The organism is Natronospira elongata, assembly GCF_034931365.1.
Lineage (GTDB): Bacteria > Pseudomonadota > Gammaproteobacteria > Natronospirales > Natronospiraceae > Natronospira > Natronospira elongata.
In genome coordinates, this window is the sequence record NZ_JAYGII010000004.1 from 140,635 (window position 1) to 163,713 (window position 23,079).

Consider the following 23,079-nt stretch of genomic DNA (forward strand, 5'->3'; position numbering starts at 1 on the left):
TTTCCCTTGCCTCCCAAACGGTAAGGGCTACACTAGGGTGATAAATGATTCCCGAATATCTCCTTCCATCTGGCGCAAAATTGTCGTGACCGGACCATAGGGCTCGCAGAGGGACTGGATAGCAAGATGCGCAGAATCGTCGTCATCAACCCCAAGGGTGGATGTGGCAAGACCACCATTGCCACCAACCTCGCCAGCTATTATGCCGTTGCGGGCCATCGGACCTCGATCATGGACTACGATGTCCAGGGTTCGAGCTGGCAATGGTTGCAGTTGCGGGGTCCGGACCGCCCCCATATCGAGGGGGTCCGCGCCGCGGAGGCCGTACCGGGGGCTACCCGTGTCTGGCAGACCCGGCCGCCGGAAGGCACAGAACGCCTCATCGTGGATACACCTGCCGCTCTGGACTACCATCGACTGGTGGAGGCCACTCGGGGAGCCCAGGCGATCATCATTCCGGTTTTGCCTTCGAACATCGATATTCATGCCGCCTCCCGCTGCATCGCCGACCTGCTGATCAAGGCCCGCATCAGTCGCCGAGGCGACCGCCTGGCAGTGGTGGCAAATCGGGCAAGGCGCCACACGCGTGTCTATGCAAAACTCGAGCGCTTTCTCAATAGCCTGGAAATCCCCTTTATCACCACGCTACGGGATACCCAAAACTACGTCAGGGCAGTTGAACATGGAGTTGGCATCTTTGAGCTCCCGGAGTCGGAAACACGGAAAGACCGGAATCAGTGGAAACCGCTGATCGACTGGATAGAGTCACGGCCGGTCCATCAGTTAATTCATACCCGGGATCTCAAAGCCAAAACGTAGGGAATCTCTCTTCAACGGTTCATCGCTGCAAGCTGGTCCTGATCGGACACCGGGCCTCGACCATCCATTAGACAACACCAATATTACAGCGCAGGCAAAGCCCGGCGATTGACCCAGCCGGCACGCAACTGTCGCTGGCCGTCGGTGACGGCCGTCCAGGCGAGCAGAACGCCTTGCTCGGCAGCCACCGCCATCGGCACTCCGCTGCTGCGGGCAGCACTCAGTTCAGTCAATGCGGCTGCGGGCCCAAGGCCATTTTCCCCTGCCTTTCGCCCCATGATGATGGCACCCTGATCACCCTCCTCCATCCATAAAAGCAGCAAATTCTCATCATGGCCGGCCAGGGCCACCCGGCCCAATGCCCGTCCCTGATCCACTCGTTTCGACTCGCCCGCCCGACTGCCGGCTGGGTCGTCAAAAGCAAAACGGACCTGACCCTCACCGTCTGCAGCGGTGTACCACAGGACGGCGCTTCTGTTGCCGACCGCTTGCGCCGCCGGGCCATTGACGGGGCACGCGGCAATATTCCAGCCATCGTCACGGACCGGGCGTCGCTCTGCTGCGTGTTCCGGTCTGACGGCATAAATATCACGGATTTCTTCTTCACTTCGATTGCGATAGAACACCCGCGGCCCATCACTCTCCAACACCGTCGCCGTCATGCAGCAGTCGCAGACTCGGTCATCCAGTTCCTCATCATGAACCGGCTCATTCTGACCTGGCTGAAAGCGTGCCCAGCGCAAAGTCATGCTGCCATTGCCATGAGAATGCCCCGAATGCCCATCCACCGTATGTCGGCCATCAAGCCAGCTAACGGCGAGTTCCCCCGTTGGCAATACCGTCGATGACAGGAAACCGTGCTCGGCCTGTCGTCCCTTCCCATGGAGGATGAAAGGCTCTCCCCAGCTCTTTCCACCATCCTTGGACCAGGCGGCGTGGATGTTGTAGTGATAGGTACCGGGCCCGCTTCTCACCAGCCAATGGGCAAACAGCCAGTCACCCACAGGCCGTACACCCGGGGTGTCCGCCCAGTTGGCGAACCAGTCCTCACCACTACTGACTGTCATCGGCTCGGACCACTCCACTCCATCATGCCGCGCAAACCGCAAAGCATGACCACCGTTCTCCTTGCCTGCCAGCCACGAGAGGTAAACCTGCCCCGAATCATCGACCGATAATCTGGGTGCAAAACTCTCCGAATCCGTCACGGGAAGGTCGATCTCATCCAGCGCCAGCGGGGGCTCCGCTTCACCGCAACCTGATAAGGACAGCAACGCGGCGATCAACAGGAGCAATAGCCCGCCATAAATCCTGTGGCTAAGGGATGACGGTACGGCCTCAGACCTTGAGCCAGTGGGTCGACTGTCCCGGGTTTCATGTCTCATTTTGGCCTCAGTTGCAGCTCATATTGGGGGTCACCGGGGAGGAAAGGGCTGGACCTCCCGGACTTCCAGTCATCATGCCCCATACGGTACCAGGGTGAAAGAAAGTGACCGCTTTGGCCTCCGGGCATATGAAAGATCCCTGATTGTTCATCTCCGGGGCTGACCACCATTCTCTGAGAGGCACCAAAATTCCCCAACTGCACTCTGGGTAGATTGCTGTCGCCCGGCAGGGCCGCCGGGGTCAGATTCAGCCAGCGCCGGAGCAGTGGATTCATGCTTCCGAAGGGGTGCTGGATTTCAACCCGGTTTCGCTCGCCCCAGGAAACCAATTCCGTATCCGAATTCTCCAGGCCATGATTGTCGATCACGGCATCCATCGCCGATACCAGCAGCGCCTCCCAATCGTCATCCTCAGGCGGCAAAAGATGAGGGGGTTGAACCTCCAGGAGGCTGCGCACTGCTCGCTCCCGCTTCAGGATGGGGCGCATGTCGAAATCCGGATGGGCCTTGAGCACCGGGTGCAGGAGCGGCCCCAAAGCCCGGCCATGAACCGCCTGACGGAAATCCCGCAGCAAGGGATAGCCGGTCGATTCGGGCCAGGCATGACCATGCCAGCGGGCCACTGCCTGGTGGAAACGATCCCTGCCGACAGTGGACTCCCCGGCCCGCACCGCTTCCAGGGCCAGTGGGACCCATTCATAAAGCAACCGGGCTTCGTCATCGAGCTGGATGGCCAACATATCGGCTTCATCAAAGCTTTCCTGCTCGAACAGGCGGTCACGGATCTGCCGCTGGCGGGCAGCAATGGGGTACCCCCCGTCACCCACTTTTTTCAGATCCTCTCCCCCGGCGACCCGCGCATTGGCCGTCCAGAGACGCTGATGATCGGGACGCAAAAGGCGGGGATAGTCGGCGGCTGGCAACCAGCCACCCTTGAGCTGGAACTCGCTGGAAAGGGGTAGGGGCTCCCCGGGCTGCTGCCAGTTTCCCCGCCTGGGAATCCGCCCCGCAATCGTCCAGCCAATGTCACCAGCGGAATCCACCATGAGGATGTTCTGGGGCGGCATACCCAGTGCGGCAGCCGCCTTGCTCGCCTCTTCAAGATCCCGCGCCTGGTAAAGACCCAGAAAATCCATATTGAGGGCGCCCGACAGGGCACCGTTCCAGACCAGCACATGTTCATCGTCGCCGGCGGTCGACACCACTGGTCCCCACTCGGTCCAGGGGTAATGCACAAGGCGATCCTCACCGCCCCGAACTCGAATCCGTTCCTCATGTTCTTCAATGGGAGCACTACCTCCGGGTCGGCGGTAATGGCCCGGCGAATCATCGTCCGGCTCATGGCGCTCGAGGCGCACCCGGGTCGACCACTCGCCGTAACTGTTAGTAAAGGCCCAGGCCACCCAGCCATTGCTACCTGCGATAATCCCAGGCGTTCCCGGCAGACTGACGCCACTGAGATTCAGCTGCCGCTCACCGTCCAACTCAAGGCGAAGTCGGTACCAGGTATTGGGCAGTGACAGGCCAAGATGCATATCCCCGGCGAGCAAGGCGCGACCATCCGGCCCCAGCTCGGCACTTACCGCCCAGTTATTGCTGCCCACCAGAGGTTCTTCGCCACGGAAGAGCCGCCACGGATCGGTCACCACATCCTCGAACTGACGAGTATCCAGGGCCTCGACCGAGGGCACTGGCGGTAGCGCCGGATAGGGCTCCTCGACGATGGGGGCATCCATGGGGTCGGCAGGGTCAAGCAGAAAGGCCAGCACCTCGCTGGGTAGGGCATCCGCCATCTGTGCCATTCGCAGACTACGCATGGCCCGCTGATCGGTGAGATAGAAGTACATGGCCAGGTTTACCAGCAGGCTATCGGCTTCCTGCCAGGGCTCGGGACGGGTGCGCAGCAGCCAGTATTCAGGCGGCCGGGCTGCCAGGGCCTCCAGGCCGGCATTGACCCCCTCGGTATAGGCACCCAACATGGCCCGCTCTTTTGCGCTCAGGTTTTCGAGTGCCTGTTCGGCCAGGGCACGGCCCCGCCAGCGGCGACGCTCCCGATCAAAATCCACTGCCACCTCACCGAACAGGGCCGCCATTTCACCCGCGCCCGAACGTCGCAGGGTGTCCATCTGAAAAAAGCGAGACTGGGAATGGATGAAACCGCTGGCACGGACGAGATCATCCAGGTCTGCCGCCTTGATGGTGGGCACACCCTGCGCATCCTTATATACCGTGACCGGGGCCGTGAGTCCGGGGACCGAGTAAGCACCATCTGTGAGCGGCAGGCTGGCGCGCAATAGCAAATAGGCCACTGCGATCAGCAGGGCCACCGTCAGGCCCAATCCGCCCACACCCCATATCATGATGCGCTTAACCATCGCCTCCTCCTTCGGTGCCTCACCGGGATTCTGGCACAAGCTGCGGGCGGGGGCGATTCTCTGGCGAATCCAATTAGTCGCATCAATGACCAAACTGACCGACGAAGGGGATCAATCCTTGCCGAGAAACCGGCTCCGTGCTTATTCTTGGCGGGTCAAAACCACTCGGCCGGCTCAGTAGACGCTGAATCAGGGGGGCTCGAATGCTTGTCTTCCAGTATGGCTCCAATCTTTCTTCCCGACGCCTGAACAGCCGCCAGCGGCTGGGCGGCGCCGCCCGTGTCGTTGGCATAGCCCGTACCCGACACCCCTATCAATTCTGCTTTCCAGTCTGGGGTGGCATCAACGATTGCGCTGCCGCCGGCATCCTGCCCGGCGGTGAACGGCCCGTCTGGGGGGTGGTCTATGACATTCCACATCACTTCGTTGTTCGAAGCGAAACCGCCGACCATCCCACACTGGATGCCATAGAAGATGAGGGGCGGGATTATTGGCGGGGCCCTGTGGAACTGCTCAGCGCAGATGGCAAGGATTTCCCCGAGAACATCCAAACCTATCACCCCCGCCAGCCTCGTCAGGACCTGCTCACCCAATGGCACTATGTCCGTCATATCCTTGAGGGTGCACGGGAACACGCTCTGCCGCCGGATTATCAGAACCATCTGGTTGCCTGTATGCTGGACAATAATCCGAACCTGAAAACCCAACTGAACGAGACCGCGACACTCTGACCCAGCCTTGAGGGGACAAACATGATCTGGCTACCGGTAAGCAGTCTTTATGCGGGCCTGGGAGCATTGTTGTTGCTTGCCCTGGCCGGCCGTATCCCGCCCCTGAGGCGACGCCACCGGGTTGGCATCAACAGTGGTGGCCGAGAGGATATCGCCCTGGCCATGCGCGCCCACGCCAATGCGGTAGAGAACCTGCCATTGGGGCTGCTTCTGCTCGCCCTGCTGGAAATTCAGGGCATTCACGTTGGCTTTTTGCATTTACTGGGTGGTGGCCTGCTGCTGGGGCGCTTCCTGCATGCCTGGGGCCTGAGTCGCTCTGGCGGTATCAGTTTTGGTCGCTTCTGGGGTATGGTTCTCACCTGGTTGTCACTGATCATAATGGCGGGAATGTTGCTATGGCTGGCGTTGCCTCTGAGTCAGGGACAGACCTGAGTCATTACCTGCTATCGGAGACCGCTGAGATCAGGGAGCGTTTTGAGCGCAACCCCCTGTTCGTCCGCGCCTTCGCGGATCTTGTGGAGCCCCATGCCTACCGCAATCTTCTTGCTGCCTTTCACGGCTACTACCTCATCCTGGAAACCCTGATTCGACGCCGCCAGCAGTGGCTCATGGCCGGGCTGGCAAAGCTTCGGCTCAATAAGGCTGCGTGGCTGGAACAGGACCTGCAAGCACTCGGTGCCATGCCCGGCCCCGCCGCGCCACTGGCCCTTTTGCCACGCATTCAGTGTCTGCCGGAGGCGGTTGGCGCCTGCTTCATGAGCGAGTACATCGCCTGGAACGGGGAAGTGGTGGAGAAACACCTCTGCCTGGCCCTGCCGCAGCACTGTCGTGATGCGATCCGCTTCGTTACCGCCTATGGTCGCAGCCGGCACATGCAATGGCAGCGCTTTCTGGACTGGCTGGATGGTAACCACTGGTCAGAGGAAGACGAGCAGTTGATGCGTCAGGCCGCATGGCAGGGTTTCTCGGGCCTGGACGAATGGCTACGCTGCTCACTTGAGAGAAAACAGTGAGGGGCAAGGGTGAGGGGTTCAGGAGTCGAAAAGAATCTTTTCCTAACCCCTAACCCCTAACCCCTTAGACCCTGAGAATCTTCATCGCATTGGTCCCTCCGGCCACGCCTTCAAAGTCACCCTTGGTGAAAATCAGAAGCTCTTTCTTTTCCACCGCCCCCATGTTCACCAACACATCCGCTGCATCCTCAAGAATTTTCTTGGGATCATGGTGGAGGATGTCGTAGGGAACGGGATAAACCCCTCGATACAGGGTGACCCGCCGCCGGGTTCGCTCATGGCGCGTCAAGGCATAAATGGGAATGCCGGAACGGATTCTGGACATCCAAAGCGGGGTGGAGCCTGATTCGGTCAAGGCAACAATGGCACGCACATCCAGGTGATTGGCTGTATACATGCTGGCCATGGCAATGGCTTCGTCAATCCGTTCAAAGCGGCTATCCAGACGATGCCGGGAGCGCTGTGTCCGGGGTTGCTTCTCCGCGCCGACACAAACCCGCTCCATGGCCTCCACCACGCGCACGGGATACTGCCCCGTCGCCGTTTCCGCAGACAGCATGACGGCATCAGTGCCATCCATGACCGCATTGGCCACATCCAGCACTTCCGCCCGGGTAGGTCGCGGCTGGGTAATCATGGATTCCATCATCTGAGTGGCCACAATGACGACCCGGTTCAGGTCCCGAGCCTGGTGGATGATCATTTTCTGGACCGCCGGCAGCTCCGCGTCGCCGATCTCCACCGCTAGATCGCCACGAGCCACCATCACCCCGTCACTGGCCATAATGATTTCATCGATAGCTTCTACCGCCTCGGATCGCTCGATCTTGGCGATAATGCCGGCCTGGCCGCCAGCTTCTCTCAGCAAGGAACGGGCCTGATCCACGTCCTCGGCGGAGCGGGGAAAGGAGATTGCCAGGTAATCCACATCCAGATCCGCGGCGGTACGGATATCTTCCCGATCCTTCCCGGTCAGGGCAGGCGCCGACAGCCCCCCGCCCTGACGGTTGATGCCCTTGTTGTCCGACAGGCGCCCGCCGATCTCCACCCGGGTATGAATCCGCTGCCCCTCCACACTCTCCACGCGCAGAGCAATGAGACCATCGTCCAGCAACAAGACATCGTCAGCCTGGACATCGCCGGGCAGGCCCTTGTAGGTCAGGCCAACCTGGGTCTCGTCGCCACCTTTGGGGCCCAGACTGGAATCCAATACAAAGCGCTGACCATCACGTAATTCCACCGGGCCGTTGCGGAAACCGTCTATGCGGATCTTGGGCCCCTGAAGATCCGCCAGCAGGGCCACATCCCGTTCTTCTGCCGCGGCCGCCTCCCGGGCCATCGCCGCCAGGCGACCGTGATCCTCGGCCTGGCCATGGGAAAAATTGATGCGCATGACATCCACCCCGGCTGCCACCAACTGTCGCAACTTATCAACCGTTGCGACGGCCGGGCCCAGGGTTGCAACTATCTTGGTTCTTCTTGGCATGTGAAAGAACAGTCAGCAGGTTAATGACGACAGGCGGTGCCGGCGAAGCGGCATCACCTGGATTGATATTTCTTCAGACTAACAGGCTAGACGTTCAAGGAGAATAAAGGAATCTCGGGTAAAGGCACAGCTAGGCAGAACCTTCCTCACGCTCCCATACGAAAACACCGCCTTCGGGCGGTGTTTTCGTATGGGAGCTGTTCACTTGGAACTGTCCACCGTCCCTAGCCATGTCCAGCTGCGGCGGCCTGCTCGCTGCCACGGCTTTCAAGAATGGCCACCGCCGGTAGCGTCTTGCCTTCCAGGAATTCGAGGAAGGCCCCGCCACCGGTGGAAATATAGGATACCCGATCGGCGATGCCATACTTGTCCACCGCGGCCAGCGTGTCACCGCCGCCAGCGATGGAAAAGGCGGAGGAATCGGCGATGGCCTCGGCCAGTATGCGGGTGCCCTGTCCGAACTGATCAAACTCGAACACACCCACCGGACCGTTCCAGACTATGGTACCGGCTTCCTTGAGGCTTTCGGCGAAGGCCTCGGCGGTATCAGGGCCAATATCCAGCACCATTTCATCGGCGGCAATCTCATCGACCTTCTTCACGTCCGCCTCGGCGCTGGCATCGAACTCGGTTGCCACGACCACGTCGCTGGGAACCGGAATTTCACCGCCCTTGGCTTTGGCTTGCTCCATCAGGCGCTTGGCCTCGGGGATGAGATCGGGCTCGTGCAGGGATTTGCCCACGTCATGACCCGCGGCAGCAATGAAGGTATTGGCGATGCCACCACCGACAATCAGTCGATCCACCACCTTGCTGAGGCTTTCCAGCACGGTCAGCTTGGTGGAAACCTTGGAGCCGGCAACGATGGCCACCAGGGGACGCTTGGGGTTCTCCAGGGCATGGCCCAGTGCCTCCAGCTCCCGAGACAGCAGCGGTCCGGCACAGGCGACTGGGGCGAAGCGGGCGACGCCATGGGTCGAGGCCTGTGCGCGGTGGGCGGTACCAAAGGCATCCATGACAAAGACATCACACAGGGCGGCCATCTTCCGTGCCAGGCCCTCGTCATCGGCTTTCTCGCCCTTGAGGAAACGAACGTTCTCGCAGAGAACGACCTCGCCTTCCTCGACTGCCACGCCATCGATCCAGTCCTTGACCAGGCGCACCTTGCGGCCGAGCAATTCCGTCAGGCGTTCCGCCACCGGTGCCAGGGATTGGCTTTCGTCATATTCCCCTTCCGTGGGTCGGCCAAGGTGGGACATCAGCATTACCCGGGCACCACCGTCCAATGCTGCCTTGATCGTGGGCAGCGAGGCCCGGATGCGGGCGTCACTTGTCACCTTGCCGTCTTTGACCGGCACATTCAGATCCTCGCGGATGAGAACGCGCTTGTTACTAAGGTCCAGTTCCGTCATTTTGAGGATGGTCATCGCCAGCCTCCCTGGTTTGCCAAAAACAAATGCGGGCGCCGGCAGCAACCGGCGCCCGGACTCATGCCGGCCTGGGGTCGCTTCAGGCCTTCATCACGGCTAGTGCGGTGTCCAGCATACGGTTGGAGAAACCCCATTCGTTGTCGTACCAGGCGCAGACCTTGACCAGGTTGCCGTTGATGACCTTGGTCAGGCCGGCATCCACGGTGGAAGAAGCCGGATCGTGGTTGAAGTCCACGGAAACCAGCGGGTCTTCTGTATAGGCCAGAACACCCTTGAGCGGACCTTGAGCGGCTTCCTTCAGGATGCCGTTGATTTCCTCGACGCTGGTTTCGCGGGAAGCGGTGAAGCTCAGATCCACCATGGAGACGTTGATGGTGGGCACACGCACAGCGAAACCGTCCAGCTTGCCGTTGAGTTCCGGCATCACCAGTCCCACGGCGGCGGCGGCGCCGGTCTTGGTGGGGATCATGGACATGGTGGCGGAACGGGCGCGGCGCAGGTCCTTGTGATAAACGTCGGACAGCACCTGATCGTTGGTGTAGGCATGAATGGTGTTCATCAGCCCGGACTCGATGCCCACCTTGTCGTTCAGGGGCTTGACCAGGGGGGCCAGGCAATTGGTGGTGCAGGAGGCGTTGGAGACCACGCTGTCATCGGCCGTCAGGCTGTCGTGGTTGACGCCGTAGACGATGGTGGGCAGGTCCTTGCCCGCGGGAGCGGAAATCAACACCTTCTTGGCGCCGGCCTGGATATGGGCGGAGGCCTTGTCCTTGCTGGCAAACAGACCGGTGCACTCCATCACCAGATCCACGCCCAGATCGCCCCAGGGCAGCTTGCTCGGATCGCGCTCGGCGCAGACCTTGATCTTGTCGCCATTGACGACCAGGTAGTCGCCATCCACTTTCACTTCGCCCGGGAAACGGCCGTGGGCGGTATCGAAACGCGTCAGGTGGGCATTGGTTGCGGCATCACCCAGATCGTTGATCGCCACGATTTGGATTTCATCGGTGCGGCCAGCCTCATAAAGTGCACGCAGAACATTGCGGCCGATGCGGCCGTAACCGTTGATTGCTACCTTGATCGCCATGTCATCTCTCCCTTGGAGGTTCCTGAGAATCAGCTGTCGAGATTCTTGAGTACATCGCGCGCGGTGTCCATGACCCGCGTCACCGTAAAACCGAAATGCTTGAAAACGTCCTCGGCGGGGGCCGATTCACCGAACTGGTCCAGGCCGACCACGGCCCCGGCATCCCCCGTCCAGCGCTGCCAGCCGTCGCTGACGCCGGCTTCCACCGCCACGCGGGCGGCGACATCCGGCGGCAGCACGCTCTTGCGATAGGCCGCATCCTGGCGCTTGAAGACACAACTGGAAGGCATGGACACCACGCGAACCTTCAAGCCTTCCTCGCGCAGGCCCTTGGCGGCTTCCGTACAAAGCGCCACTTCCGAGCCGGTGCCGATCAGAATCACATCGGGCTTGCCATCACTGTCAGAGAGGACATAGGCGCCACGCCGGATGTTGCCGATGGTCTCCCCGTCACGCGCCTGGAAGGGCAGACCCTGGCGGGACAACGCCAGACAGGTGGGCCCGTTGCGTCGCTCGATGGCATCCTGCCAGGCCACCGCGGTTTCCACGGTGTCACAGGGACGCCACACGGTCATGTCCGGGATGATGCGCAGGGAGGCCAGGTGCTCCACTGACTGGTGAGTCGGCCCATCCTCGCCCAGGCCGATGGAATCATGGGTATAGACGAAGATGGAGCCCACCTTCATCAGCGCGGCCATGCGCACGGCATTGCGGGCATAATCGGAAAAGGTCAGGAAAGTGCCGGCATAGGGAATGAAGCCCCCGTGCAGAGCCAGCCCGGAAACCATTGCCGACATGGCAAATTCCCGAACCCCGTAGTAGATGTAGTTGCCATCCGGATCCGCCGCGGTCACCGTGCGGGCGTCCTTGAACTGGGTGTTGTTGGAGCCGCTGAGATCCGCGGAGCCACCGATGAGCTCAGGCAGCGCCTGGGCCAGGCTATCGAGACTCTTGCCGGAAGCCTTGCGGGTGGCCATCTTCTCACCATCCCGATCCATGGCGGTCAGCAACTCACCGGCCACCGCCTCCCAGTCACCGGGCAGTTCAGCATTCATGCGCCGCTGGAATTCAGCCGCAAGGGCGGGATGTTCCTGACGATAATTCTCAAACAGTGCCCGCCAGCTATCCTCGACTTCCTGTCCCCTGGCGCGGGCATCCCAGCCGCCACGAATGGCATCGGGCACTTCAAACGGCGGGTGCTCCCAGCCCAGTTCCTGGCGGGCCGCCGCAACTTCGTCCTCGCCCAAGGCGGCACCGTGGACGCCAGCGGTTCCCTTCTTGTTGGGGGAACCAAAACCAATCACGGTCTTGCAGCAGATGATGCTGGGCTTGTCGGATTCGGCACGGGCCTGCTCGATGGCCGCACGCACCGCCTCGGCGTCGTGGCCATCCACATCGCGGACCACATGCCAGCCATAGGCCTCGAAACGCCTGGGCGTGTCGTCGGTGAACCAGCCGTCGACCTCGCCGTCGATGGAGATGCCGTTGTCATCATAGAAGGCAATCAGCTTGCCGAGCCCCATGGTCCCTGCCAGGGAGCATGCCTCATGGGAGATGCCCTCCATCAGGCAACCGTCCCCCATGAAGACATAGGTGAAGTGATCGACGATATCGAAGCCAGGCTGATTGAAACGGGCGGCCAGGACCTTCTCCGCCAGGGCCATGCCCACGGCATTGGCCAGACCCTGTCCCAGAGGACCGGTGGTGGTCTCCACGCCCGGCGCATAGCCGTACTCGGGGTGCCCCGGTGTCATGGAATGAAGCTGACGGAAGTTGCGAATCTCTTCCATGGGCAGCTCATATCCGCTCAGGTGCAGGAGGGAATAGACCAGCATGGAGCCATGACCGTTGGACATCACAAAGCGGTCACGGTCCTCCCACTTGGGGTTGAGCGGGTTGTGCCGAAAGAAGTCGTTCCACAGCACTTCGGCAATATCGGCCATGCCCATGGGGGCGCCGGGATGACCGGAGTTGGCTTTCTGAACCGCATCCATGCTCAGGGCACGAATGGCGTTGGCAAGTTCTCGGCGTGAGGGCATGCAAGCTCCCTGAGTACGATGGCAGCCCACCCCGGCACTGGAACGGCTACAGCCGGCCAGACCGGCCACGGCCTGTGCGGCGCCGATGGCGGGGAGGATGGAGACGCAACGGAAAAATTAAAGCGCCTATTTTCGCGGATTGGCGCCCAAACGGCAAGGCCGCGACTGGCTCAGCCCTGCTGGGCCAGGGCTGGCGCGGCTTGCGCAGGTCGCCAGCCGGTGAGCTTTTCGTACAAAGCCAGTGTCTCGCGCACTGTGCGCTCCGGCGTAAAGCATTCGCGGATTCGCTGTTCCGCCGCCTGGCCCATGCGCCGGCGGGCCTCGGGATTACTCAGCAGGCTGCCCAGGGCGCCAGCCAGCGCATCGGCATCGCCCGGCGGGACCACCAGGCCGCTAACGCCATCCTCGACCAGCTCCGGGCTACCACCGGCACGGGTGACCACCGGCGGCACGTTCTGACACATGGCTTCAATGACGGCCCGGGGCAAGCCCTCGCGGCGCAAGGCCGGCAGCACGAAAATATCAAAGGCGCCGGCAATCCGCGAAGCATCATCCTGCCATCCCAGCTGATGAATGCGATCCCTGGCCGGACTCTGGCGAATACAGCGGGCCACTTCCCGGTCCGCCACATCCCCCACCAGGACCAGCCGGGCGCGAGGATTCTCCAGCTGCTCCAGGGCATGAATCAGTGCCGGGATGCCCTTGCGCTTGCGCATCTGGGCCACGCAGCCAATCACCGGACCGTCCCCGGGCACACCGTAATCGGACAGACGCAGCGGCGGTTTGCGCCAGAAGTCCGCGTAATGGCCCTTGTGGATGGTCACCACCTTCTCCATGGGCACACGCCAGCCGAGAAAACGGTTGGCCAGCAGATCCTGGCGAATGGCCTCGCAGACACAGATGATGGCGTCCACCCGGCGATTGAGAAAACTCCGCCGCGAGGAGGGATTCAACCAGTGCAGATTACCCACGATGCCGCGATAGGCGACCAGCTTGGGCGGCAGGTCGCGGATGGCGCGAATCACATTGGACAAGGCGATCTTGACGAACACGTGCACCAGCGCCGGTTTTTCATGCAGGACAATGGCCCGCACCCGGGCAATGGCCTCGCGGTCGATGCGCCCGCCCCACTGAATGTGCTCGACGGTGATGCCGGCCCGGCGCAGATCATCCTGGTATTTGGCTGCCGGATCACAAATAACCCGCACATCCAAGCCGTGATCTACCATGCCCAGAAGCTGGTGTCGCTCTCCGGCATCGATCTCCTCAAAGACGTATAAGACCTTCAAAATGCCCTCCACGTGACCGACCAGGATGGCCGAAAAATCCCTTTCCACGCTGCCCCGACAAAGCTGACAAGGATACCCGGTCTGAGCCGGGATGTCCCGCCCGGTAAAGCCCGGAGAAAATGCCCTCCGGCCGGCGCCGAGGGCTGCCCCCTATGCCCGCTAAGGCTACACTAGGACAAGGTCCGGCCGCGAGACGGCAATGACAGACGGCAACGGAGGGATCGTTCATGCTATTCCTGTTCTCGGATTTCGGCCTGCAAGGCCCTTACGCTGGCGAAATGGAGGCCGCGGCGCGGCGCCACAGTCAACAAACGCCAATCCATTTGATGCATGATGCCCCCTCTTTCGAGCCCGGCGCAGCCGGCCTGTTACTGCGGGCACTAAGCAGGCAATTCCAGCCAGGTGACATCTGCGTGGCCGTGGTCGACCCCGGCGTGGGCGGGGCACGCTGCCCGGTCTGTCTCCTGGCCGACGGTATCTACTATGTGGGACCCGACAACGGTCTGCTGGCGCCGCTTGCCGACCATGCCAGCCGCCACGAGTGGTGGGAAATCACCTGGCGGCCAGAGCAGCTCTCCGCCAGTTTCCACGGCCGCGACCTGTTTGCGCCCTTCGCTGCCCAGCTTCAGACCGGGATGAGCCCGACTGCCATAGGCGCCCAGCCCCTCCACGATCCGGTCTCCACCGACAGCGTCAGCGATCAAATCATCTATGTGGATGGATTTGGCAACTGCGTGACCGGCCTGCTCGCCGACGACGTCCCCAGAAGCAGTCAGCTGATGGTCAACGGAAAAGCCATCACCCGTGCCCGCAGCTTCTGCGATGTCCCCCCTGGACAGTCGTTCTGGTATCGCAATTCCATGGACCTGGTGGAGATCGCCGCGAACCAGGACAGTGCCGCGGCGCTGCTTGAGCTTACCGTGGGAACGTCGGTGTCAGTGGATAGGGGCTGAGCGCAGGACGATTAACGCCTGGAAGAATCAAAGACCTGGTAGTCCTCCGCTTTCGGCAGCTCAGCGACGACGGTCTGCACCTCTGCCGGGGCCGGCGCGATGCGACGGGCCCGCAAGTCCAACCAGGCGCCCTGAACCTCAATGACAGCGGCCACCTCCCCATCGGCCTTCTTGATCACATGACGCATTCGCCAATGCTTGCCGTTGCTGGACATGCCGGTCAGTTCAGTCCCCACCCGAATCGTCTCGCCGCCACGGATCTCCCGGTGGTATTCAATGGATTCCTTGAACAGGACCGGTCCCACGCCGTGCTTGGCCATTGCGGCCATGGTCAAGCCGCCATCAGCCAGCGCCGACAGGCGAATCTGGGCACCGTAGTCCAGATAGGCGCTATGACGCATATGGCCGTTGGGGTCCAGATCCACCCAGCGAATCTCGTAATCCTTCTCGTACATGACTCATCACCCTTGGTTGATACTGACGATCTCTTTGCCCCGGGAAGCATGGAGCAAAAAAAGGGGCCCGCAGAATCGGGCCCCTTGGGTCGTGCATGGCCGCATGCCCGGATCAATAGCGATAATAATCCGGCTTGAAGGGGCCATCCTGAGGTACGCCGATGTAATTGGCCTGCTCCGCAGACAGGCGAGTCAGCTTGGCGCCGATCTTGTCCAGATGCAGTCGAGCCACTTCCTCGTCCAGATGCTTGGGCAGGACATAGACCTTGTTCTCGTACTCACCCGGCTTGTTGAACAGCTCCATCTGCGCCATCACCTGGTTGGTGAAGCTGGCGGACATGACGAAACTGGGATGGCCGGTGGCACAGCCCAGATTCACCAGACGCCCTTCGGCCAGCAGAATGATGCGCTTGCCGTCGGGGAAAATCACGTGATCCACCTGGGGCTTGATATTTTCCCAGTCGTACTGCTTGAGACCGGCCACATCGATTTCATTGTCGAAGTGACCGATGTTGCAGACGATGGCCTGATCTTTCATCTTGGCCATGTGGTCGGCGCTGATCACATTGAAGTTACCGGTGGCGGTGACGAAGATGTCAGCCTGATCCACCACATCGTCGAGCTCCACCACGCGATAACCTTCCATGGCGGCCTGCAGGGCGCAGATGGGATCAATCTCGGTAATCCACACCGTGGCACCCAGGCCGCGCAGGGACTGGGCCGAGCCCTTGCCCACATCACCATAGCCGCAGACCACGGCAACCTTGCCGGCGACCATGACATCGGTGGCCCGCTTGATGCTGTCCACCAGCGATTCGCGACAGCCGTAGAGGTTGTCGAACTTGGATTTGGTCACCGAGTCGTTCACGTTGATGGCCGGGAAATCCAGGGTGCCTTCCTTCTGCATGCGATAAAGGCGGTTCACACCGGTGGTGGTTTCCTCGGTCACGCCCTTGATCTGGGCCTTGACCTTGGAGTACCAGCCCGGCTTTTCATCCAGGCGCTTCTTGATGGCGGCAAACAGGGCCTTTTCCTCATCAGCGCCGGGATTGTCCAGCACGGAGGGGTCCTTCTCGGCCTCGGCACCCAGATTGATCAACAGCGTGGCATCACCGCCATCGTCCAGGATCATGTTGGCGCCTTCGCCCTCCCACTCAAAGATCCGGTGAGTGAATTCCCAGTACTCATCCAGAGTTTCACCCTTGAAGGCGAACACCGGCGTGCCGTTGTCGGCAATGGCCGCGGCGGCGTGGTCCTGGGTGGAGTAGATATTGCAGGAGGCCCAACGCACTTCGGCGCCCAGGGCTTCCAGGGTCTGGATCAGCACGGCGGTCTGGATGGTCATGTGCAGGGAACCGGCCACGCGCGCACCCTTGAGGGGCTTTTCCTGGCCGTACTTCTCCCGCAGGGCCATCAGACCCGGCATTTCGGTTTCCGCAATGGCGATTTCCTTGCGACCGAATTCCGCCAGGGACAGATCGGCCACGTGAAAGTCTTCACCATTTCGCTTTTCAACCACAGCGTTCATAGTTCAACTCCGTAGATTGTGAAGCGAGCGCCGTTCTGAAAAGAAAACTCCGCTCCGAGCCTGGCGGGTTACCCCGTTGCAACGCTCCTCGGACCGGTCTTACAGATTTTCTGGTATCAGGCCTGCCGTGCAGCCTTGAGACCGGCGGCCTCGCGCAAGGTTTCAGCCCGGTCGGTCTTTTCCCAGGGGAAATCACCGTCTTCACGACCGAAATGACCGTATGCGGCGGTTGGTTGATAGATCGGGCGCACCAGATCCAGCATCTTGAGGATGCCGTAGGGCCGCAGATCGAAATGCTCACGGATCAGCGCAGTCAGCCGCTCATCATCCACCTGACCGGTGCCGAAGGTATCCACGCTGATCGAGGTGGGCTCGGCCACGCCGATGGCATAGGAGAGCTGGATCTCGCAACGCTCGGCCAGGCCCGCGGCGACCACGTTCTTGGCCACATACCGGGCGGCGTAGGCGGCAGAGCGGTCGACCTTGGACGGGTCCTTGCCGGAGAAGGCACCGCCACCGTGTCGGGCCATGCCACCATAGGTATCGACAATGATCTTGCGGCCGGTGAGGCCGCAGTCACCCACCGGACCGCCGATCTCGAATCGGCCGGTGGGATTGATCAGGTAACGGGTCTTGCTGTCGATCCACTCCGCCGGGAGTACCGGCTTGATGATCTCCTCGATCACCGCCTCGCGGATCTGCTCGTTACTCACGTCCGGGCCGTGCTGGGTGGACAAGACCACGGTATCCACGCCCACCGGCTTGTTGTTCTCGTAGCGGAAAGTGACCTGGCTCTTGGCATCCGGGCGCAACCACGCCAGCTTGCCGCTGCGGCGCACCGCCGACTGCTGACGGACCAGACGGTGAGCGAAGGTGATGGGCGCCGGCATCAGCACATCGGTCTCGTTGCTGGCATAACCGAACATCAGGCCCTGGTCACCCGCCCCCTGCTCTTCCTCGGACTCCCGGTCCACACCCTGGGCAATATGCTCACTCTGCTTGCCGATGGCATTCATGACCGCACAGGTATGGCCGTCAAAGCCCAGCTCGGAGCTGTCATAGCCGATATCCACGATGGTCTGACGGACCAGATCTTCCAGGTCCACCCAGGCGCTGGTGGTGATTTCGCCGGCAATGATCACGAATCCGGTTTTCACCAGGGTTTCGCAGGCCACCCGCGCCCTTTTGTCTTGCTCAAGGAGCGCATCGAGAATCGCATCGGACACCTGATCGGCAATCTTGTCCGGGTGCCCCTCAGACACCGACTCAGAGGTGAACAGGTAGTTTTTCGACATGCCAGGCTGTCTCCCGGGTTGAAACCGGCCACACCGGGCCGGTCGTCGCTAAAGGATCAAAAACGCATGGAACGCGTAGAATGCCTCATTGTACAATTCGCGTCATATTTTCTCGACCGGTGGGGGGTCAGACGGCCCCGACCACCCTCGCCCCAGCCCCGGGGCAGTGCCTGAACTGGAGATTGGATCATGGCCAGACTGGAGACACCCGCCTGCGACTTCGGACGGCCGGCCCCCGATTTCCGCCTCCCCGGGGTGGATGGCCAGGACTGGACGCTGGAGGATTGCCGCGGTTACAAGGGCACGGTGGTGATGTTCATCTGCAATCACTGCCCTTATGTGCAGGCAATCCTCGACCGCATTGTCCGCGATGCCCGGGAATTGGAGCAATACGAGGTCGGCAGCGTCGCCATCATGTCCAATGACACCGAGGCCTACCCGGAAGACGGCTTTGACAAGATGAAGGCTCTGGCCGAGGAAGCCGGTTTCACCTTCCCCTACCTCTACGACGAAAGCCAGGAGACCGCCAGGCTGTATGGGGCGGTCTGCACACCGGATTTCTTCGGCTTCGATGCCGAACTGAAGCTCCAGTATCGGGGCCGGCTGGATGCCAGCGGCCGCCATCGCGCCGACGACAGCAGCCGTCGCGAACTGTTCGAGGCCATGAAGCGCATTGCCCAGACCGGCCAGGGACCGGAGCCGGAGGCTCAGCAGCCGAGCATGGGCTGCTCCATCAAATGGCGGGGTGCTGCGCCCTGAATCCAGCCCCAAACGTGGGGGCTTTTCCCTTCATTTTTTGGGCAAGCACATACGACGTTTCCTGACATTAGTTTGCGCGAAAGCGCCTTCGCAAGCCCCCGGCAAAGGTGCTGGACCGACCATCGCCCCAGTCGCCATGGTCGTAATCACTGCTCATAGCCCCCTTGAGCTCCCTTTTACCATGAGGCACTCCATGTGGGGGGTGTTCAACCATCGATCCAAAAATCTACGCTGGCCCCGTCGTCTCCGCAACGGAGAAGCGACGAAGCAGGGGACCCAGAAACGGTTCTGGGCGGTATTGGGGAGGGGTTTTGGGGTAGCGGGCACCCGGCAACTGCTAACAATCTAAACGCAATCATTTACAGCCTGCCATTGCTCCGCAAATCACTCCTTCGCATACCAAGTCTCAAGCCCGTTCTTGCACGCAGCACGCAGTGCGTCGACGGCTTCCGACACGCGCAAGGGAGAAGTAACAATGGATTCCAACACCGATGAAAACCAGAATGAAACACCCCGGATAAGTCGCTTAAATGCGCTGATAATTGCCTTACTCATTGCTCTGCTGATGCCAGGCTGCTTCAGCTCCAGTAGCTCAGACTCCGATTCCGGCAATGGAGATGTGACGGACCCGGACAACGGCGATGACGATGACGATGACGATGACGATGACGATGACGACGACGACGACGACGACGACGATGATGATGACGCGGACAGCTTCGGCATCAGCGGCATTGTCGACGGACTTGGTGCCGACGCTCTGGGACTGACCCTGAGCGCAAATGGACAATCCGAAAGCCTGACGATCGAAGAAGACGGCCAGTTCAGCTTTGATGAAGAACTTGAAGATGGGCAGAGCTGGACGGTAGATATCTCCGATGCACCCACAGATCGGGTTTGCCAGGTAGATCCAGATTCAGGCGAAATCGACGGAACAGATGTCGAGCTTGCGGTTGACTGCGACATGGGTCTGGCCTTCTTTGCCTACTCCGACATCATGCAGATGCATCTCGAGTGGGAAGGTAACGACCCGGTAGACATCAAGTATTCTTCCGATCCCAACTGTGATTGGGAGAACTATTCCCTGTGTGCTGATAGCGGCATGTTGGTCGATGTAAGCGACGGCAGTGTCACAATCGGGGCCATAGCAGACGAATTTGACTCAGATACGAGTTGGTACTTCGTTGTAGAGTCCAACGGCGAACGATCTCTTGCCGCTGGCGCTCGACCGACACCAATCGCTTTCGGGGGCAACATCGATGCAATGGAAGTCTACGATGAGACGCTTTATGTCGGCGGCCGCCCGAGAGTAGCCTCGGCCGCAACCGGCGGTGGGGGCGTCCTGGATGAAGAAAGTGGCCAGCTCAGTGGCCCAACACCTCATATCGACGGAACCATCAATGCCGCCGAGCCCGACGGACAGGGTGGCTGGTTCATTGGCGGCCAGTTTGCTGCCGTCGGTGGCGAACCTCGTGAGAATCTGGCGAGAATACGTGCTGATGGCTCCCTGGATCCCAATTGGAACGTGTCGACAGACAGCAACGTATACGCCTTGGCGCTTGATGATGACACCCTCTACATCGGTGGCCGTTTCGATGAAGTTGAACATAACGAGACGGATTATTCCCGGAACGGCGTGGCAGCACTCGATGTCCACACAGGAGCCGTAAAGGACTGGAGTCATCCAGCTTCTCCTGCTGTCCATGCAATTGCTACCTATGAGGAGCGTGTTTACATCGGCGGCAACATTACTAGTGGCCCTGGGCCAGATCATCTTCGCGTCCTGCAGGCGGAAGACGGGGATTTGATCGAAAACGAGGCTCCGGAACCAAACAACCATGTTCACGCCATCACCGCTGATGAAGAGCTTGTCTACGTCGGCGGCACTTTCACCGAACTTGACGGTGATACACAATCACGTTTCGCAGCTATCGACCCCCAAACCGGTGAAACTCACAGCGCCTGGGCTGACACAGGAGCTGATGGCAGGGTATCCACACTGCTGGTTGAGGACGATACCTTGTATGTTGGTGGACAGTTCCAGGAGTTCGAAGACGAAACCGGGACGCAGAGCCGTATGCGCCTCGCCACAATCGACGTTACTACCGGAAATCTGGAGGATTGGGATCCGGGGATTGGAGGCCAGGGGCTGACAAGCTATGCGGTCCGCGATTTGGCCCTGAATGAGGACATTCTCTATGTGGCCGGCAGCTTCACCGGCGTTGGCGGCGGATCAGGCCCGGACCCCGAGCATCAGCAGCGGCGCCACCTGGCAGCATTCGAGGCGGGGGGCAATCTGTTGGACTGGAGCACACCGGCAAACGATGTCGCGACCGCCTTGGCAAGCAACGGTGGGAAACTCTTCGTTGGCGGGGAATTTACAGGTCTCGGTGGCGAAATAAGAGAGTATGCGGCTGCACTTGACGCCGAACATGGGACATTGACCGACTGGGCCCCCGATATTCAGGGAACGCCCGCAGGAGTCAGTGATCTGCTGGCGCATGACGGCACCGTCTTCGTCGCTGGACAGTTCGAGCAAGTCAATGGCGAACCTCGGAGCAATCTGGCCGCTGTAGACGCGGTAGATGGCAGTGTTATCGACTGGTCACCCGACCCCAATCAGAATGTCAGTGCATTGATGTTCAATGATGGGGTGCTTTATGCAGCTGGCATGTTCACGGAAATCGGTGAACCGGCCGAGTCACGGGAAAGTCTGGCAGCGCTGGACCCCAATGATGGAACAGTTGGCGCTGATCTGAACATTGAATTCGAGGGCACTACGCTCACTGATCCGATAATCAGGGACATGGTTCGTGTTGATGACCGTCTGATCGTCGCGGGTACCTTTGTCGGCGCACGCGAAGCCGGCGAATCCGATTACGAAGAGCGTGACGCGATCGCGGCATTCGACCTCAGCGACGGAAGCCTGGATCAGGACTTCTCTCCCCAACTTGGCCGCTCGGGAATCAATGTGCCCGATCTGCATGCACTGCTCTATCGTGATGGCGATTTGTTCGTGGGCGGTGTCTTTTATCACGGGGATGAGGCGGATCCCGAACGGGAAAACCTGGCCGCTTTCGATGCCGTGAGCGGAGAGCTACGGGATTGGGAGGTGGAAGTCAGCAGCCGCGTATGGAGCCTCGCGGAGCAAGACGGTGTCCTTTTTGCTGGGGGCGGCTTCAGTAGCGCTGGCGGTGAGGACCGTCAGGGTATTGCTGCCTTCAACCCGGATGGTGACGGCGATCTGCTCGATTGGAATCCGGGCACTAGCGAAGGCGCCGTTCATGCAATTCATGTCACGGAAGATATGATTTTCGTGGGCGGGGCATTCGATTCAGCTGGTGGCGGCGCGGACGAGGACGCCCGAACTCCACGGGAACGATTCGCCGTATTTGATCCGGAAAGCGGCGATCTAATCTGGTAGATTGCCTTGCGAAGGATGCTGGAAAGACGCCCGCCACCGGAGATGTGGCGGGCGTTTTCTTTGCCAACTGCCAATCGGTAAAGCCACTCTGAAACTGCCATGCTTACTGCCGTTTCCTTGCCAGAGTAAGCCCGTCACCAATGGGGACCAGGCTGATGTCGACCCTGTCATCGGCCAATAGAGACTCGTTGAACTGACGAATGGCACGGGTGTCGGCATCGTCCACGGCCGGGTCGGCGACCTTGCCATCCCATAGGGTATTATCCACGGCGATGAGCCCACCGGGCCGGAGCAGACGTAGACAGCATTCGAAATAGTCACCGTAGGCGGTCTTGTCGGCATCGATGAAGGCAAAATCCCAGATGGCCCGCCCCTCTTCCTCGTCTTCCAGCAGGCCCGTGAGAGTCTCCAGCGCCGGCCCGAGACGCAGGTCAATGCGCTCCTCCACTCCGGCCTGCCGCCAATGGCCCCGACCCACATCGGTCCACTCCCGACTGAGATCGCAGGCAAGCACTCGCCCATCCTCTGGCAGGGCCAGGGCCATCGCCAGCGTACTGTAGCCGGTAAAGGTGCCGATCTCGATACAGCGCCTGGCGCCCATCAGCCGCAGGAGCATTTGCATGAATTGGCCCTGTTCCGGGGCAATCTGCATATTGTGCTCCGGTAATCTCGCGGTCTCCTCACGCAGGGCCCGCATGGGCGCGGGCTCTCGCAAGGAAACCCCGAGCAGATACTCGTGCAGGCGTGGATCCAGCGGCGTGGTGCGATTGGACATAAGCTCTCCCTCGACAGGGCCAGATTGGGTCACAGAGGCCACAAATTGCCCTGAATGGCCATGACCATGGCCACTGAAAACGGCAAACTGAGGCCTGGTTCACAGTCTAACTATCATAGCTGTGATAGCTTTAATACTGTGGGCTTGGCCCTTGCCCCGAACAGGGTCGGAGGAATCCCTCTCAGGGAAATGAGGCATTCCCGCCACCATGCAGGGCGGGCACGACGGGCGGCAAC

At 60.7% G+C, this 23,079-nt stretch carries 18 protein-coding genes and 1 riboswitch; of the genes, 7 read left to right on the plus strand and 11 right to left on the minus strand.

What is annotated here, in order from left to right; genetic code table 11:
* Positions 1–126: 126 nt before the first annotated feature.
* On the plus strand, positions 127–819 hold the full coding sequence (locus VCB98_RS03540) for a nucleotide-binding protein (RefSeq protein WP_346050519.1): 693 nt from the start codon (positions 127–129) through the stop codon (positions 817–819).
* Between the two features lie 83 nt (positions 820–902).
* Here VCB98_RS03540 and VCB98_RS03545 read toward each other — a convergent pair whose 3' ends face one another.
* Positions 903–1,886 carry a hypothetical protein gene (locus VCB98_RS03545; RefSeq protein WP_346050520.1) on the minus strand — a complete coding sequence of 328 codons (984 nt, stop codon included), beginning with the start codon at positions 1,884–1,886 and terminating at the stop codon, positions 903–905.
* A 314-nt stretch (positions 1,887–2,200) separates the two neighbouring features.
* Entirely contained in the window at positions 2,201–4,579 is a 2,379-nt protein-coding gene (locus tag VCB98_RS03550) for a penicillin acylase family protein (RefSeq protein ID WP_346050521.1), read from the minus strand.
* A gap of 203 nt (positions 4,580–4,782) precedes the next feature.
* Between VCB98_RS03550 and VCB98_RS03555 the strand changes: the two genes are divergently transcribed.
* The 3 genes from VCB98_RS03555 to VCB98_RS03565 are packed head-to-tail and all read left to right on the plus strand — an operon-like array spanning position 4,783 to position 6,323.
* On the plus strand, positions 4,783–5,310 hold the full coding sequence (locus tag VCB98_RS03555) for a gamma-glutamylcyclotransferase family protein (protein ID WP_346050522.1): 528 nt from the start codon (positions 4,783–4,785) through the stop codon (positions 5,308–5,310).
* A gap of 21 nt (positions 5,311–5,331) precedes the next feature.
* Positions 5,332–5,742, plus strand: coding sequence for an MAPEG family protein (locus tag VCB98_RS03560; protein ID WP_346050523.1), 411 nt, complete (start codon positions 5,332–5,334; stop codon positions 5,740–5,742).
* Positions 5,706–6,323 (plus strand): biliverdin-producing heme oxygenase, encoded by a 618-nt coding sequence (locus tag VCB98_RS03565; protein WP_346050524.1) that lies wholly within the window; start codon positions 5,706–5,708, stop codon positions 6,321–6,323. Before VCB98_RS03560 ends, VCB98_RS03565 begins: the two co-directional genes overlap by 37 nt.
* A 64-nt stretch (positions 6,324–6,387) precedes the next feature.
* Here the strand turns inward: VCB98_RS03565 and pyk are convergent, their stop codons facing one another.
* The 5 genes from pyk to VCB98_RS03590 all read right to left on the minus strand — a co-directional run bounded on the left by pyk (position 6,388) and on the right by VCB98_RS03590 (position 13,654).
* Positions 6,388–7,809 carry a pyruvate kinase gene (gene pyk, locus VCB98_RS03570; protein ID WP_346050525.1) on the minus strand — a complete coding sequence of 474 codons (1,422 nt, stop codon included), beginning with the start codon at positions 7,807–7,809 and terminating at the stop codon, positions 6,388–6,390.
* 224 nt (positions 7,810–8,033) lie between these two features.
* Positions 8,034–9,236 carry a phosphoglycerate kinase gene (locus tag VCB98_RS03575; RefSeq protein ID WP_346050526.1) on the minus strand — a complete coding sequence of 401 codons (1,203 nt, stop codon included), beginning with the start codon at positions 9,234–9,236 and terminating at the stop codon, positions 8,034–8,036.
* 82 nt (positions 9,237–9,318) lie between these two features.
* Positions 9,319–10,326, minus strand: a complete 1,008-nt coding sequence (gap, locus tag VCB98_RS03580) for a type I glyceraldehyde-3-phosphate dehydrogenase (protein ID WP_346050527.1) — start codon at positions 10,324–10,326, stop codon at positions 9,319–9,321.
* 29 nt (positions 10,327–10,355) lie between these two features.
* Positions 10,356–12,365, minus strand: coding sequence for a transketolase (gene tkt, locus VCB98_RS03585; protein WP_346050528.1), 2,010 nt, complete (start codon positions 12,363–12,365; stop codon positions 10,356–10,358).
* Between the two features lie 170 nt (positions 12,366–12,535).
* On the minus strand, positions 12,536–13,654 hold the full coding sequence (locus VCB98_RS03590) for a glycosyltransferase family 4 protein (RefSeq protein WP_346050529.1): 1,119 nt from the start codon (positions 13,652–13,654) through the stop codon (positions 12,536–12,538).
* 227 nt (positions 13,655–13,881) lie between these two features.
* On the opposite strand from VCB98_RS03590, the gene VCB98_RS03595 reads away from it, so the two are divergent.
* A complete protein-coding gene (locus tag VCB98_RS03595) occupies positions 13,882–14,607 on the plus strand; it encodes an SAM hydrolase/SAM-dependent halogenase family protein (RefSeq protein ID WP_346050530.1) in 726 nt (241 codons plus the stop codon).
* Between the two features lie 11 nt (positions 14,608–14,618).
* Here the strand turns inward: VCB98_RS03595 and VCB98_RS03600 are convergent, their stop codons facing one another.
* The 3 genes from VCB98_RS03600 to metK all read right to left on the minus strand — a co-directional run bounded on the left by VCB98_RS03600 (position 14,619) and on the right by metK (position 17,885).
* Positions 14,619–15,062, minus strand: a complete 444-nt coding sequence (locus VCB98_RS03600) for an acyl-CoA thioesterase (protein WP_346050531.1) — start codon at positions 15,060–15,062, stop codon at positions 14,619–14,621.
* Positions 15,063–15,174: 112 nt separating this feature from the next.
* Positions 15,175–16,590 carry an adenosylhomocysteinase gene (gene ahcY, locus VCB98_RS03605; protein ID WP_346050532.1) on the minus strand — a complete coding sequence of 472 codons (1,416 nt, stop codon included), beginning with the start codon at positions 16,588–16,590 and terminating at the stop codon, positions 15,175–15,177.
* An 18-nt stretch (positions 16,591–16,608) separates the two neighbouring features.
* A riboswitch (S-adenosyl-L-homocysteine riboswitch) is annotated at positions 16,609–16,686 on the minus strand.
* Positions 16,687–16,706: 20 nt separating this feature from the next.
* Entirely contained in the window at positions 16,707–17,885 is a 1,179-nt protein-coding gene (gene metK, locus VCB98_RS03610) for a methionine adenosyltransferase (protein WP_346050533.1), read from the minus strand.
* 189 nt (positions 17,886–18,074) lie between these two features.
* Between metK and VCB98_RS03615 the strand changes: the two genes are divergently transcribed.
* Both VCB98_RS03615 and VCB98_RS03620 read left to right on the plus strand, forming a co-directional pair.
* Positions 18,075–18,644 carry a thioredoxin family protein gene (locus VCB98_RS03615; RefSeq protein WP_346050534.1) on the plus strand — a complete coding sequence of 190 codons (570 nt, stop codon included), beginning with the start codon at positions 18,075–18,077 and terminating at the stop codon, positions 18,642–18,644.
* 475 nt (positions 18,645–19,119) lie between these two features.
* A complete protein-coding gene (locus VCB98_RS03620) occupies positions 19,120–22,068 on the plus strand; it encodes a delta-60 repeat domain-containing protein (RefSeq protein ID WP_346050535.1) in 2,949 nt (982 codons plus the stop codon).
* Between the two features lie 103 nt (positions 22,069–22,171).
* On the opposite strand, the gene VCB98_RS03625 is transcribed toward VCB98_RS03620, so the two are convergent.
* Positions 22,172–22,843 carry a class I SAM-dependent methyltransferase gene (locus VCB98_RS03625; RefSeq protein ID WP_346050536.1) on the minus strand — a complete coding sequence of 224 codons (672 nt, stop codon included), beginning with the start codon at positions 22,841–22,843 and terminating at the stop codon, positions 22,172–22,174.
* Positions 22,844–23,079 lie beyond the last annotated feature (236 nt).